The 12,421-nt window shown below is 56.5% G+C and carries 14 protein-coding genes and 1 tRNA gene; 5 read left to right on the top strand and 10 right to left on the bottom strand.

The features are described 5' to 3' along the window. Positions 1–11: 11 nt before the first annotated feature. Positions 12–1,178, bottom strand: coding sequence for a glutamine-hydrolyzing carbamoyl-phosphate synthase small subunit (gene carA / locus AC2FFD_RS10760; protein ID WP_257600496.1), 1,167 nt, complete (start codon positions 1,176–1,178; stop codon positions 12–14). Positions 1,179–1,361: 183 nt separating this feature from the next. On the opposite strand from carA, the gene AC2FFD_RS10755 reads away from it, so the two are divergent. Next, a complete protein-coding gene (locus AC2FFD_RS10755; RefSeq protein WP_170346618.1) occupies positions 1,362–1,847 on the top strand; it encodes a GatB/YqeY domain-containing protein in 486 nt (161 codons plus the stop codon). Between the two features lie 18 nt (positions 1,848–1,865). On the opposite strand, the gene AC2FFD_RS10750 is transcribed toward AC2FFD_RS10755, so the two are convergent. The 3 genes from AC2FFD_RS10750 to ctaD form a co-directional block, all read right to left on the bottom strand. Continuing rightward, positions 1,866–2,357 carry a DUF2244 domain-containing protein gene (locus AC2FFD_RS10750; RefSeq protein ID WP_496873050.1) on the bottom strand — a complete coding sequence of 164 codons (492 nt, stop codon included), beginning with the start codon at positions 2,355–2,357 and terminating at the stop codon, positions 1,866–1,868. A 44-nt stretch (positions 2,358–2,401) separates the two neighbouring features. After that, positions 2,402–3,001: a 2-hydroxychromene-2-carboxylate isomerase gene (locus AC2FFD_RS10745; RefSeq protein WP_170346620.1), complete on the bottom strand. Its 600-nt coding sequence runs from the start codon at positions 2,999–3,001 to the stop codon at positions 2,402–2,404. Positions 3,002–3,123: 122 nt separating this feature from the next. Then, positions 3,124–4,782, bottom strand: a complete 1,659-nt coding sequence (gene ctaD / locus AC2FFD_RS10740; protein ID WP_257600497.1) for a cytochrome c oxidase subunit I — start codon at positions 4,780–4,782, stop codon at positions 3,124–3,126. 305 nt (positions 4,783–5,087) lie between these two features. Between ctaD and AC2FFD_RS10735 the strand changes: the two genes are divergently transcribed. Continuing rightward, entirely contained in the window at positions 5,088–5,507 is a 420-nt protein-coding gene (locus tag AC2FFD_RS10735; protein WP_496873049.1) for an HIT family protein, read from the top strand. On the opposite strand, the gene AC2FFD_RS10730 is transcribed toward AC2FFD_RS10735, so the two are convergent. Further along, complete coding sequence (locus AC2FFD_RS10730; protein WP_496873048.1) at positions 5,508–5,930, bottom strand: MerR family transcriptional regulator; 423 nt, start codon at positions 5,928–5,930, stop codon at positions 5,508–5,510. A gap of 82 nt (positions 5,931–6,012) precedes the next feature. Between AC2FFD_RS10730 and AC2FFD_RS10725 the strand changes: the two genes are divergently transcribed. Next, the gene (locus AC2FFD_RS10725; RefSeq protein WP_496873047.1) at positions 6,013–6,954 is read left to right on the top strand and encodes a cation diffusion facilitator family transporter; all 942 of its coding nucleotides are present in this window, start codon (positions 6,013–6,015) and stop codon (positions 6,952–6,954) included. Between the two features lie 315 nt (positions 6,955–7,269). Here the strand turns inward: AC2FFD_RS10725 and lipB are convergent, their stop codons facing one another. Further along, a complete protein-coding gene (gene lipB / locus AC2FFD_RS10720) occupies positions 7,270–7,926 on the bottom strand; it encodes a lipoyl(octanoyl) transferase LipB (RefSeq protein ID WP_170346625.1) in 657 nt (218 codons plus the stop codon). Positions 7,927–7,965: 39 nt separating this feature from the next. Continuing rightward, a complete protein-coding gene (locus AC2FFD_RS10715) occupies positions 7,966–8,625 on the bottom strand; it encodes a DsbA family oxidoreductase (RefSeq protein WP_170346626.1) in 660 nt (219 codons plus the stop codon). A 141-nt stretch (positions 8,626–8,766) separates the two neighbouring features. Between AC2FFD_RS10715 and AC2FFD_RS10710 the strand changes: the two genes are divergently transcribed. Continuing rightward, positions 8,767–8,853, top strand: a tRNA-Leu gene (locus AC2FFD_RS10710). Between the two features lie 4 nt (positions 8,854–8,857). On the opposite strand, the gene AC2FFD_RS10705 is transcribed toward AC2FFD_RS10710, so the two are convergent. Further along, positions 8,858–8,995, bottom strand: a complete 138-nt coding sequence (locus tag AC2FFD_RS10705) for a hypothetical protein (RefSeq protein WP_170346627.1) — start codon at positions 8,993–8,995, stop codon at positions 8,858–8,860. 210 nt (positions 8,996–9,205) lie between these two features. Beyond that, complete coding sequence (locus AC2FFD_RS10700; protein ID WP_257600501.1) at positions 9,206–9,958, bottom strand: TylF/MycF/NovP-related O-methyltransferase; 753 nt, start codon at positions 9,956–9,958, stop codon at positions 9,206–9,208. A 366-nt stretch (positions 9,959–10,324) separates the two neighbouring features. Here AC2FFD_RS10700 and AC2FFD_RS10695 point away from each other — a divergent pair, with 366 nt between their 5' ends. Next, positions 10,325–11,155: a class I SAM-dependent methyltransferase gene (locus tag AC2FFD_RS10695; protein WP_480684579.1), complete on the top strand. Its 831-nt coding sequence runs from the start codon at positions 10,325–10,327 to the stop codon at positions 11,153–11,155. A 32-nt stretch (positions 11,156–11,187) separates the two neighbouring features. Here the strand turns inward: AC2FFD_RS10695 and AC2FFD_RS10690 are convergent, their stop codons facing one another. Beyond that, positions 11,188–12,285 carry an acyltransferase family protein gene (locus AC2FFD_RS10690; RefSeq protein ID WP_496873046.1) on the bottom strand — a complete coding sequence of 366 codons (1,098 nt, stop codon included), beginning with the start codon at positions 12,283–12,285 and terminating at the stop codon, positions 11,188–11,190. Between the last annotated feature and the right edge of the window lie 136 nt (positions 12,286–12,421).

Raw genomic sequence — 12,421 nt, 5'->3', positions numbered from 1 at the left:
AACTTAAGGGTTTATGCCTGCTCTTTTTTCTTTTCCATCGCATCGGCGAAACGCTCGAACAGATAGAAACTGTCCTGGGGTCCGGGTGACGCTTCGGGGTGGTATTGTACCGAGTATACAGGTCTGTCAGTCATTCGGATACCGCAGTTCGAGCCGTCAAACAGCGATCTGTGTGTCTCGACCACGCCTTCCGGCAAAGACTGCGCGTCCACGGCAAAACCGTGATTCATCGAAGTGATTTCGACCTTGCCGGTTTCCAGATCCTTGACCGGGTGGTTCGCGCCGTGGTGACCGTGGTTCATCTTGACTGTCTGACCGCCCAACGCCAGCGCCAGCATCTGGTGGCCAAGGCAGATACCAAAGACGGGCAGATCGGTTGTGTCCAGAATTTCCTTGATCATCGGCACAGCATAGGCACCCGTTGCAGCCGGGTCTCCGGGACCGTTCGACAGGAAAACGCCATCCGGCTGATGGGCCAGCACTTCGGCAGCGGTCGCCGTCGCTGGCAACACGGTTACATCACATCCAGCCGAGGCGAGACAGCGCAGAATGTTGCGCTTGGCGCCGTAATCGACAGCCACGACTTTATGGGCAGGGGCCTCTTGTCGCTTGTACCCGTCAGGCCACGCCCACCGCATTTCATCCCAGCGATAGCTTTGGGCACAGGTGACTTCCCTGGCCAAGTCCATACCTTCTAGACCGGCAAAACCGCGGGCCGCAGCAACCAAGGCTTCGATATCGAAATTGCCCTCCGGGTCATGCGCCAGCGCCACATGCGGCGCGCCCTGCTGGCGGATGGCGCGGGTCAGTCGGCGGGTATCAACGCCGCCGATGGCGATGCGTCCACGGCGGGCAAGCCAGCCCTTGAGTTCCTCGGCCGAGCGCCAGTTTGACGGCTCGGTCGGATCCCATTTGACAACCATGCCAGCGGCGACCGGATCGCCGGTTTCGTCATCCTCCGGGTTCACGCCGACATTGCCGATATGGGGGAAGGTAAAGGTGACGATCTGCCCGGCATAGGATGGATCGGTCATGATTTCCTGATATCCGGTCATGGCTGTGTTGAAGCAGAGTTCAGCCACGGTCTGTCCGGTTGCACCGAAACCGAGGCCGTAAAACAGCGTTCCGTCGGCCAAAGCCAGACATGCGGTGGGCTTGGACGGGGCGTTCTGGGCCATGGCGCGACTCTCCTGCAAGGTAAACCGGCGCATACCTAAGGGGGTTAAGCGCCTGGGTCAAGTCTGTTCAATTTTTGGGCTATCGTTATTTTTCAATGGGTTAAGCCTGATCGCCCCCGGTTGTATCACGCTTTTTGTTTAGATATGTTCGGGGTTCCGTTGTCATGGGGATGGACAAGCCAAATGGATATGCGATCACGGGTGAATGCCGCCCTGAAGCAAGCTATGAAAGACAAAGCAGCCGAGCGTCTGTCGACACTGCGGTTGATCAACGCGGCCATCAAGGACCGCGACATCGCCGCGCGCGCCTCGGACAATGAAGAGGTCAAGGGCTGCGGTGATGCAGAGGTGCTTGAAATTCTTGGCAAAATGACCAAGCAACGCAAGGAAAGTGCGCGCGCCTATGAAGAGGGCGGTCGCCTGGACCTGGCCGAACGCGAGATGCAGGAGGTCGCCGTCATCGAAGAGTTTCTGCCCAAGCAGCTGGATGATGAAGAAGTGTCAAAGGCGATTCAGGCCGCGATCACTTCAACCGGTGCCGGTTCCATTCGGGACATGGGCAAGGTCATGGGCGAGCTGAAGACCCGCTATACCGGGCAGATGGACTTCGGCAGGGTCGGACCCATGGTCAAAGACCAACTCTGTGCCGCATCAAACGGCGATTGCTGAGACATCAGGCTGAAACACCTACTGCGCGACAGGATCGCGCAGTTTCCTGGCCAGGTCGTCGTAGAGCGTGATACGCTCGTCTTCCGACAGAAACGCCCCGATTTCCACCTCACGCCCGTCTCCGACGAGCGTGACGTAATGTGGAACCGGGCCGCCTTTTTCGTACATTTCAGGTCGAGCCCAATAGCGATTGCACGACCATTCCTGTTGGTCCTTGCCAGGGGTGTGATGCACCAGGCGGGCTTGTGAATCGGACAAGGTAAAAACCTCAAACGTACTGCGCGCGCGATAGTTCGCCTGAATCGCCAGCCAAAGCCCAAGCACCGTCAACAGCAGAAACGGTAACAGACCCCACAACACGACCGACCCAAGCACGGCCAACAATGGGATCAAACCGAACAGAAACACGGACAGGATGGCAATCATCGCCCCACGTCGCGGCAGTGAGTTATGCGGCCAGAGGCGCAGCTCGTGTACGGTTTCGGATGTCTGATTCCATTTGTAGGGCATACCGGAAACATATCGCAGTGCCGCGTCATGTCGACGGGTTTTGATCAGACCACGTGGCCCACCCGCGCCCACGACAAGGCGTCATCCAAACGGTCGTCGCCCCAGAACACCTCTTGCCTCACCACGAAGCTGGGGGCGCCGAAAACACCCAGTTTCACTGCGATGTCTGTTTCAGCTTCCAGTGCCGCGACGATATCCGGGCTGCGCGCACGTGCCAGTGTCAGACGGGGATCCTGCTGGCACCGCAGCAGAGCTTCGGACAGGGCGCTTTCGCTGCCCGCTTCGACGCCATCCTCGAACCAGATGCGGTAAAGGTTTTGGGTAAATGACTTGCCCCATCCATCCATCATACCAAGCAGAGCGACCTGATTGGCCAGGGCAAGATCGGAAATCGGATAGGGTGCGGGCAGGCTGGCGTGGATGTGATACTTGGCACAGCGCCTTTCGATATCGCGCCACATATATGCGGATTTTTCCGGTTTTCCGGCAAACGGGATATTCTGCTGTGCTGACATGACCGTGCGCACATTGAAGGGCCGCCAATTCACGGTGGCGTCATGTTCAGCGCACCAGTCGTCCAGACGCATCACGGTAAGGAAGCTGTAAGTGCTGCCGATTGAATACCAAAAGTCGATTTCCGGCATTGCCGATCCTCCGACTGTTCTGTGGGGGTATCATAGCGGATTTTGGTACACTTGGCGAACCGGCAAAGGTGAAAACGAAAAACCCCGCCACTTGGGCGGGGTTTCCTTGGATCAGATCGGGATCAGTGGGCGTGGCCTTTGTCCCAGTCTTCCTGCTTGGGCAGCTGCTCGAACGTGTGCTCGGGCGGCGGCGAGGGCAGGGTCCATTCCAGCGTGTCCGCGTATTCGTTCCACGGGTTCGGGCGTGTCTCTTTCGCGCCACGCATCAGGGCGTAGATCACGATGCCGAAGAACAGCAGGAACGAGGCGAACGAAATGAACGCGCCAATCGACGATACAAAGTTCCACTGGGCAAATGCCTCGGGGTAGTCGATGTAGCGACGCGGCATGCCCTGACGGCCCAGGAAGTGCTGCGGGAAGAAGGTCAGGTTGGCGCCGATGAAGAACATCCAGAAGTGAACCTTGCCCCAGAACTCGGAATACTGACGACCTGTCATCTTGCTGAAGTAGAAGTAGACGCCCGCGAAGATCGCAAAGACAGCACCAAGCGACATCACATAGTGGAAGTGCGCAACCACGTAGTAGGTGTCGTGATAGGCGCGGTCTACGCCAGCCTGGCTCAGAACCACACCGGTCACACCGCCGACGGTGAACAGGAACAGGAAGCCGAAGGCGAACAGCATCGGTGTCTTGAACTCGATCGAGCCGCCCCACATGGTGGCGATCCACGAGAACACCTTGACCCCCGTCGGAACCGCGATGACCATCGTGGCCAGCATGAAGTAGGCTTGCTGACGCAGCGACATGCCGACGGTGTACATGTGGTGCGCCCACACGACAAAGCCCAGCACGCCGATCGCGATGATCGCCCAGACCATCGGCAGGTAACCGAAGATCGGCTTGCGCGAGAAGGTGGCGATGACATGGCTGATGATGCCGAATCCGGGCAGGATCACGATATACACTTCCGGGTGGCCGAAGAACCACAGGATGTGCTGATACAGGATCGGATCGCCGCCACCGGCCGGATCAAAGAAGGTGAAGCCGAAGTTGCGGTCCATCAGCAGCATGGTGATCGCGCCCGCCAGAACCGGCAGCGACAGCAGAATCAGCCACGAGGTGACGAAGATCGACCAGCTGAACAGCGGCACCTTGAACAGGGTCATGCCCGGGGCACGCATGTTCAGGAAGGTGGTAATCATGTTGATCGCGCCGAGGATCGAGGAGGCGCCCGATACGTGCACGGCAAAGATCGCAAGATCCATGGACATGCCGCCTTCGGTCGTCGACAGCGGCGGATACAGAACCCAGCCCACGCCCGAGCCGGCCTGGTCGTTGCCTCCAGGCGCCAGCAGCGACGCGACACCCAGCGAGGTGCCGGCGACATACAGCCAGAAGGACAGGTTGTTCATCCGCGGAAACGCCATATCCGGCGCGCCGATCTGCAACGGCATGAAATAGTTGCCAAATCCGCCGAACAGGGCCGGGATGACAACGAAGAACATCATCAGAACACCGTGATAGGTGATCATGACGTTCCACAGATGCCCGTTGGGTGTACATGGGTCGGCCATGAAGCCTTCCAGACACATGTACTGAACGCCCGGGTGCATCAGCTCGAGCCGCATGTATACGGTCATCAGAACCGAGATCAGACCGGCCAGCGCCGAAACGACCAGGTACAGAATCCCGATGTCCTTGTGGTTGGTCGACATGAACCAGCGCTGGAAAAAGCTGCGCTGATCTTCATGGTCGTGACCGTGAATGGCTGCGTCTGCCATTATAGGTGCCTCCTGTTGCAACTGCACCGCGCAGTCGGACCTCTCCAACGCGCGGGATTCCTGCTGTTTTTAGAATGTGACGAGGGCACCTTCAATGGCCGAGTTTGATCTGGATCAAGATTAATTGTCGCGGGCAGGCGGGTGCCGCACGATTTTCCGGCCTTGAACGTGGGTTATCTGGGCATGGCGGATGAGAATTCAAGCCCGGCCTGTCGATGCGGCACGGGCGCTGGCAGAGTTCCGCCTTGACCGTTGCCCGCACGCGTCTCAGAACTGTGCCAACACCCGCAATCCAGAGGTTTGAGATGGCTGATTACGACCCCGACAATATCTTTGCGAAAATCCTGCGCGGAGAAATCCCGTACACGCGCGTGTACGAGGATGATGAAACGCTGGCTTTCATGGATATCATGCCGCGCACGGACGGGCATCTGTTGGTGATCCCCAAAACACCGTGCCGCAACGTACTGGATGCTACGCCCGAGCAACTGACGGCGGTTGTGAAAACGGTGCAGAAGATGGCCCGGGCGGTCAAGTCCGCCTTTGACGCGGACGGGTTGACGATTCAGCAATTCAACGAGGCGGCAGGCGGGCAGGAAGTCTTTCACCTGCATTTTCACGTCCTGCCGCGCCACGAAGGGGTTTCCATGCGCCCGCCGGGCAAGATGGGGGATTTTGACCTTATCGGAGAGCACGCGAAAAAGATCAGCGCCGCACTCGCCTGATCATTCGGCGCCATGTGGCCCCATGCATTCGCCGTGATCCTGAAACGCGTGCAGCACGGCACAGACATGGTCGTGCTTCCCGTCGCAGGCCGCTGAAATTCGGGTCAGTTCCGCCTCGAGGTTTTGCAGGCGGGCAATACGATCCCGGAGGTCGGCCAGTTGCTTTTCGGCAATTTCGTGCGCCCGGTTAAGATCGCTGCCAGATGCGCCCTCAAGGGACAGCAAGCCCACGACGTCGGCCAGTGGCAATCCCAGATCACGGCAATGGCGAATGAAGATCAGCCGTTTTAAAGCGGCATCGTCATACCGGCGTTGATTGCCTCCGGTTCGCTCTGGCTTGGGCAACAGGCCTTTGTCTTCGTAGAACCGGATTGTGGGAATTTTCACTCCGGTTCGGTGCGATAAGTCCCCGATCGAGTACATTTTTCCGTTGCGACCTCTTGAACCTCTAGTGACTAGAGAAATTACATGCTCTGGGAAGCCGTAACAAGGGACATGAAACGATATGGCACACCAGCATCCCCACACCGGGCATGGTCACAAGCACAACCACATCGATCCGGACGCAGGTGATGCGCGCGTCGCCTGGGCGATTGCGGTGAACATGTTCCTGACTGTGGCTCAGGTCATCGGTGGCATCATTTCGGGTTCTCTGGCCCTGATCGCCGACGCATTGCACAATTTTTCGGACGCAGTCGCGCTGATCATCGCCTTTGTCGCCCGCAAGATCGCCCGCCGTCCGGCAGATCCCCGGATGAGTTTTGGCTATGGCCGTGCCGAGGTGGTTGCCGCACTGGTCAATTACACCACGTTGATCGTGCTGTCGGTTTATCTGTTCTACGAAGGTGTGATGCGGTTTTTTGAACCCGAGCCGATCAACGGGTGGATTATGGTCTGGGTCGCCGCGCTGGCATTGGTGGTCGATCTCGTAACCGCTGCGCTGACGTATGCTCTGGCCAAGGAGAGCATGAATATCCGGGCCGCATTCATCCATAATGTTGCTGACGCATTGGGATCAGTCGCCGTGATCGTAGCGGGCACCGCAGTGATCCTGCTTGGCTGGACATGGGTGGACCCGGTGGTGACGATCCTGATCTCGATCTACATCATGTGGCATGTCAAAGAAGAGATAGGTGAGACAATCCGTGTTCTGATGCTGGGCGCTCCGCCCGACCTGGAACCAGAGCAGGTTGCGGCGGCTATCGAAGAAACAGAAGGGGTGGCCGAAGTGCATCACGTGCATTTGTGGAGTATGCAGGAACGGCAGCCCGCGTTGACGGCTCATCTGGTCGTCGATGCGAACGCCTGGTCGAATGCCGAAGTGGTTCGGGACAGTGTCAGGCAAACGCTGCAAGTTCGTTTCGGGGTTGGCCACGCGACGCTCGAACTGGAACAGGCCGACCGCGCCTGCGTCGGTTCGTCCCGATTTGGGCACCATGAAGAATAGCGGCGCCGCAAAGAGAATTGCCGTTCCGATTTGGGGTCGGAACGGCAGACTCGTAACCAAACACTTCTCGGATTTCGAGGGCGAGCCCTGGATCACCGGTTAACATACCACTCACTCTTGATTGGCAGTTCCATATTACTCGTTAACGGAGCCTTTGTATCTAGCTGAGTTAAAAAATGCTTAAAGACTTCCCTAAATCCACCGAATTCAGGGTTAATTGCCTTACGCATGGGAAACAGAGCCAGCCGGTCACAGGGATTGTTGTTTGCAACAGTGGCGCGCAGCGATTCGCTGCGCAGTGATCGGCAGATGGAATCAGGGTGCCACAGGGCCAAATACGTCTGCGAATGTCTTTTCCAGTGCGGCATCAAGGTCTGCCATCGTTACCGGCAACCCCAGATCGACCAATGAGGTCACGCCGTATTCGCTGATCCCACAAGGGACGATGCCGGAAAAATGTTCCAGATCAGGTTCGACATTCACCGAGATTCCGTGAAAACTGACCCATTTGCGCAGGCGCAGACCAATGGCGGCGATCTTGTCTTCCGCCGGTTTGCCGGTCGCCGTCAACGGCTTGTCATCACGCCGAACCCAAACCCCCACGCGCCCGTCACGAATCTCACCTTTTACATTGAATTCCGCCAGCGCCGAGATCACCCAGGTTTCAAGCTGCTTCACAAACTGACGCACGTCGCGGCCGCGTTTGTTCAGATCCAGCATGACATAGGCCACACGTTGACCGGGCCCGTGATAGGTGTATTCGCCGCCGCGTTTGCTTTCGTAAACCGGAAATCGATCGGGGTCGGTCAGATCCTCGATTTTGGCCGAAGTGCCGGCCGTATAAAGCGGCGGGTGTTCCAGCAGCCAGACGCATTCCTCGGCTTCGCCATTTGCGATTGCGGCGACGCGCGCCTCCATAAAGGCAACGGCGTCGTCATAGCTGGTCAGACCATCGGTGATTTTCCATTCCATGCCGGTCTCATATCCGTCTGGATCGGTCAAGAAAAGGGGTCAGGCGGCCTCGGACAGGCAACGTTGCAGCACCTGGGCATAGGTTTCAGAACCCTGCGCGCCGGTCAGCAGGTATTTCCCGCCAAAAACCATGGATGGCACGCCTGAAATGCCCCGGCTGGTCCAGAACTGCTGCTTTTCACGTACCGGGTCAATGTGTTTTCCGCTTTCAAGCGCTTGTTGCGCCGTATCCGCGTCCAGCCCGATGGATCGAACAACTTCCAGCAGAACATCCATATCGGAAACATCCCTCTGCTGAGTGAAATACGCGTCGAACAGAGCCAGCTTCAGAGGATGCTGCCGACCCAACTCTTCAGCCCAATCCAGCAACTGATGCGCCGCGAATGTATTCACCATTCTGCTGTCATCGTCGAAGTTGAAGGCAAAGCCGAGCTTGGCCCCGATCGAGGTAAGCCGGTTCCGGGCCTGCTGGCTTTGTTCAGCGGTCGTGCCGTATTTCTCCATGATATGTTCACGCAGATTCTGGCCCTCGGGCGGCATGTTCGGGTTCAACTCGAACGGATGCCAGCGAAGCCGGGCAAGGACATCCTGTTGCTGCAACGCCATGTCAAGCTGTCGAAACCCGACAACGCACCAGGGGCACACAACATCCGAGACGATATCGATCTGAACGATCGGGCGGTTATCGGGCGAGGGCACCTGCGGCTCCTGTCAGGTCAATAGAGTGTTGTCCAGTGGCAGAGATAAGCCCGTGGTGAAGGAATTTAAACCACTGCGTTTTTGCCTCTTCACATCGCGCGCACCAACGTCTATACGCCGCTTTACCAAGTCATTGGCAGTGCGGTCGTGGCGGAATTGGTAGACGCGCAGCGTTGAGGTCGCTGTGGGGTAACTCCCGTGGAAGTTCGAGTCTTCTCGACCGCACCAAATTTCAGTGAAAGAACATGAAGTTGAGGGCGGGTGCGAAGATTGCATCCGGTGTGGCGCCCAGTGTGCGATGTCCGAAAGGGTGGCCGAAGACAGCGGTTCCACGTGAAAGATCCGCTTTCAGAACCTGAATCAGTTCCATGTTTTGGACGCTCATCGGGATGTTGAGGATTCTACCCCGGTAGCACCCACCAAGGGTGTCAGCTTGGTCGGCCATTCTGAAACACGAACAGGCCGCAGCCTTGCTGAGCGTGAGGTTTCAGGTGTTCAGGTGACGGGCGCCGACGTCGGCAGCGCCCGCAAGTGGCGGGCGCAATCTGACCCATGACCTGAACCCAAGGCCTGGTCCTTTCTAGACCTTTTGGAAATAGACGCCCACACCATCGATTTCGTTGATCGCGGGTGGCTGATAACCCACTTCGTCAAGATAGTCATGAACGGCAGCTTTGGCTGCGGGAACCACGTGATAATCGTCAACGATGATCCAGCCGCCTTTCGAGACTTTGCCGAAAAGGTGCCGCAAAGGATCTATGGTTGATTCATACATGTCGCCGTCAAGACGCAGCACTGCAATCTGCTCGCTGGGCACCAGTGGCATGGTGTCTTTGAAGAAGCCCTCGATGAACACGACATTATCGTCCAGAAGCCCGAACTTTTCAAAATTGGCCCTTACAGAATCGGCTGACACGGCCAGAGCGTCGTACTTGTGAAAATCAGACCCCTTGTCGTGAGGATACAGTTCTTCATTCGGCTCGGGCAGCCCCTGGAAAGAGTCACACAGAACGACGCGTCTGTCATTCTGGCCATATGTAAAAAGAACCGCTTTCGCAAAGATGCTGGCACCGCCACGCCATACTCCGGTTTCGACAAAATCGCCGGGAATCTGGTTGCCAATGACGGATTCCACCATGGCGCGAACATTGGCCAATCGCTTGCTGCCTACCATAGTGAACGCAACAGACGGCCAATCCCAGCCGTATTCACGGTTTTTGGAGTTGTAATCCGGTTTGGTGTCTCCAAACAGAATTGGTGGGTCTTCATAGATCGTGCCATCCAGGGCACGGGCAACCGTGGTCAGATATTGTTCCCGAAGTTCCGCGAGCATAGAAAAAAACCTTGCATAGATGTCGGGCTGGTTCTGGCCTTTCTACTGTAAAGATTCAACAAGAATCGCGGGAAATGGCCTGGGGGCATGGCTAATCAGAGTCACATTTTCGGCAAAATGTGCCCTGTTCAACTCAGGCATGCGGTTTTATTCAGCTTCGGCGTGCAGAATGAAACATATCTTTTTCAACGCTGGGCAATACATGAAAGCTTGCAGCGATTTCGGCGATTATGCTCTGGCCCAGCCCATTTTCGGGGCCGTGCAACGCCTGCCTCGCGCTTCTTTCTGCGTTTGATGTAAAGGAAGCTTGTAAACCCGTGCCTTTCAGGAGATGAAGCACGCAAGCCATCAGGTAAGGGCATAGTGGTGAGCAGATTTACGGAAATTGTCTCGACTGTCTTGCGCTCGGTTTCGGGCGGTTCAAAAAAGAAGATAATTCAACCGGTAGTCTGGTCGGAGCGGAACAGATGTACCGTTGACGGTGTCAATTTTTTCGCCACGGTCGACATCGCGGAATACCACGAAATCACATCGAACGATAGCGAGTTTCTGCTGGTGAAAACCCGCGAAATGATCGAGGCCGAACTGGATTGCACCTCGAGGATAGATGTTCGCAATATCGTCGATATCGGAGTATGGCAGGGCGGGAGCGTCGTGCTCCTCGATCGTGTTTTTCGACCTGACAAACTGGTTGCTGTTGAGTATTCGACGCGCGAACTGCCTCACCTTGACGCCTATATCGAAAGGCATTCTCGACAGGACAACGTGCGTCTTTACAAGGGGGTAAGTCAGGCTGACGTCAATCGGTTCGGGGAATTGCTGGATGCAGAGTTCGGCAACGAGAAGATTGACCTCGTCATAGATGACGCTTCGCACCAGTATTTGGAAACCTTGTTGTCGTTCAACCTCGTTTTTCCGCGCATGTCTGAAGGGGGCGTCTTCGTCATTGAAGACTGGCAATGGTCCACGATGGACGAACATTACAACTCCGACTATTTCGACGGGAAAAAGGCGCTGGCGAACCTGGTGCTTCAGTGCGTCATGTCCTGCGCCTGCCGGCCAGATATCGTTCGCGAAGTCATCGTGAAAAATCACTCAGCTATGATTGTTCGGGGCGAGGCTGAACTGCAAAGCGGTGTTTTTGACATTACCGAGATCGCCCGCAATCGAGGCGAGATTATTCCCCTGGTACTATAGATCCGCATTGTGTCGGTGGGCGCGCTCTGCCGTCACGACGCCAGTCGTTGTGACACTGTATCTCTCAGTTCTGGTTTGGTTATCCGGCGGGCCAGACGCATGAACGGAACTTCGACGGCATAATAGATAACAGTTGCAATGGGTACTGCCACGGCAAGGGTAACTGCGCAGACCACGGGCACCACAAGATCCGGGTTGCCCGTAAGCGTTGCGGCCCATCTGGTCAGATGTGTCTTATAGATCAAAAACGGATGCATCAGATACAGGCTGTAACTGATCTTTCCCAGAAAACGCGTTGCAGAGTTGTACAGTGCAGAGACAGGTCGAAGCGCTTGCGATAGCACGAGACTTGCAGAGGCAACGCCCCAGCCCAATACAAACTCGAGCGGGACCGGCTTGTACAGTTTCTGTGCCTCATCAGGGATCGGCCCGAACAGAAACATGAAAACCAACCCGGCCAGACCCGCGACGAGGGTGGCATAGCCAAGAAGGCCCGCGTGCGAAGTCGGTGTCAAACGGTAGAAGCACCAGACGATCAGGCCCAACGCAAAATACGGGGCGTTCGTGAAAAAGCTGGTCCAATAGTAGTAATCGGGAACTTCGCCCTGACCAGACAAGTTTACAGACGCCCATCCCAAGCAGGCGAGCAAGAAGAGAATTATCGCTGACCAAATATTCCGCCAAATCCAAAGGAAGGGGAACAGAAGATAGAAGATGACTTCGACGCCGATTGACCAACCCGCCGGAACAAGACTGGTTTGTTCACTGGGGACAAACCCGAACAGAAATGTCATATTCCTGATGATCGTACCCGTTTCGGCTTGGACACCTATATACAGCCAGGCGAAAAGCATCAGGTAAAAGAGCGGGGCAATTCGAAAAAACCTGCGCAAGGCATAGGCCCAGCTTCGATCAATGGAAACTCCATTTGGATAAGCCAGCGACATGGACATCGCGCTGATTATGAAAAACAGCGGCACCCCCATCGAAAAATAGTCGACGCCCCAGTCTGTGTAATCGACTCCAAGTGGATGAATGAGCACTGCGTGTACAAACACGACCGCAGCCGCTGCGATACCGCGCAGAGCATCAAGGCCATGCGCCCTTTGGTCTTTGAGATTACCTGTCATGATCTACTCGAGATGCCGCAACCTTGCCGCCAAATGACTTCGGCAGCAGTGAACACCAGCTATAGATGTCTGGCGCGCGAAGGCAATCCGAATGACGGTTTCAAGGCAGAGGCACGCTGCGGGATCGCTGTCTGCG

It is taken from the genome of Ruegeria sp. YTSC002 (assembly GCF_059609845.1).
The sequence above is the reverse complement of the archived record's forward strand: the minus strand, read 5'-3'. Positions and strand labels throughout refer to the sequence as shown.

Bases quoted from the DNA above. Each gene is read 5' to 3' on its own strand.
- AC2FFD_RS10730 (WP_496873048.1), bottom strand. From the start codon at position 5,930: ATGTACTCGATCGGGGACTTATCGCACCGAACCGGAGTGAAAATTCCC.
- carA (WP_257600496.1), bottom strand. From the start codon at position 1,178: ATGGCCCAGAACGCCCCGTCCAAGCCCACCGCATGTCTGGCTTTGGCC.
- AC2FFD_RS10705 (WP_170346627.1), bottom strand. From the start codon at position 8,995: ATGGAACTGATTCAGGTTCTGAAAGCGGATCTTTCACGTGGAACCGCT.
- AC2FFD_RS10745 (WP_170346620.1), bottom strand. From the start codon at position 3,001: ATGCCGGAAATCGACTTTTGGTATTCAATCGGCAGCACTTACAGCTTC.
- AC2FFD_RS10735 (WP_496873049.1), top strand. From the start codon at position 5,088: ATGGCTGATTACGACCCCGACAATATCTTTGCGAAAATCCTGCGCGGA.
- AC2FFD_RS10725 (WP_496873047.1), top strand. From the start codon at position 6,013: ATGGCACACCAGCATCCCCACACCGGGCATGGTCACAAGCACAACCAC.
- AC2FFD_RS10750 (WP_496873050.1), bottom strand. From the start codon at position 2,357: ATGCCCTACAAATGGAATCAGACATCCGAAACCGTACACGAGCTGCGC.
- ctaD (WP_257600497.1), bottom strand. From the start codon at position 4,782: ATGGCAGACGCAGCCATTCACGGTCACGACCATGAAGATCAGCGCAGC.
- lipB (WP_170346625.1), bottom strand. From the start codon at position 7,926: ATGGAATGGAAAATCACCGATGGTCTGACCAGCTATGACGACGCCGTT.
- AC2FFD_RS10700 (WP_257600501.1), bottom strand. From the start codon at position 9,958: ATGCTCGCGGAACTTCGGGAACAATATCTGACCACGGTTGCCCGTGCC.
- AC2FFD_RS10690 (WP_496873046.1), bottom strand. From the start codon at position 12,285: ATGACAGGTAATCTCAAAGACCAAAGGGCGCATGGCCTTGATGCTCTG.
- AC2FFD_RS10755 (WP_170346618.1), top strand. From the start codon at position 1,362: ATGGATATGCGATCACGGGTGAATGCCGCCCTGAAGCAAGCTATGAAA.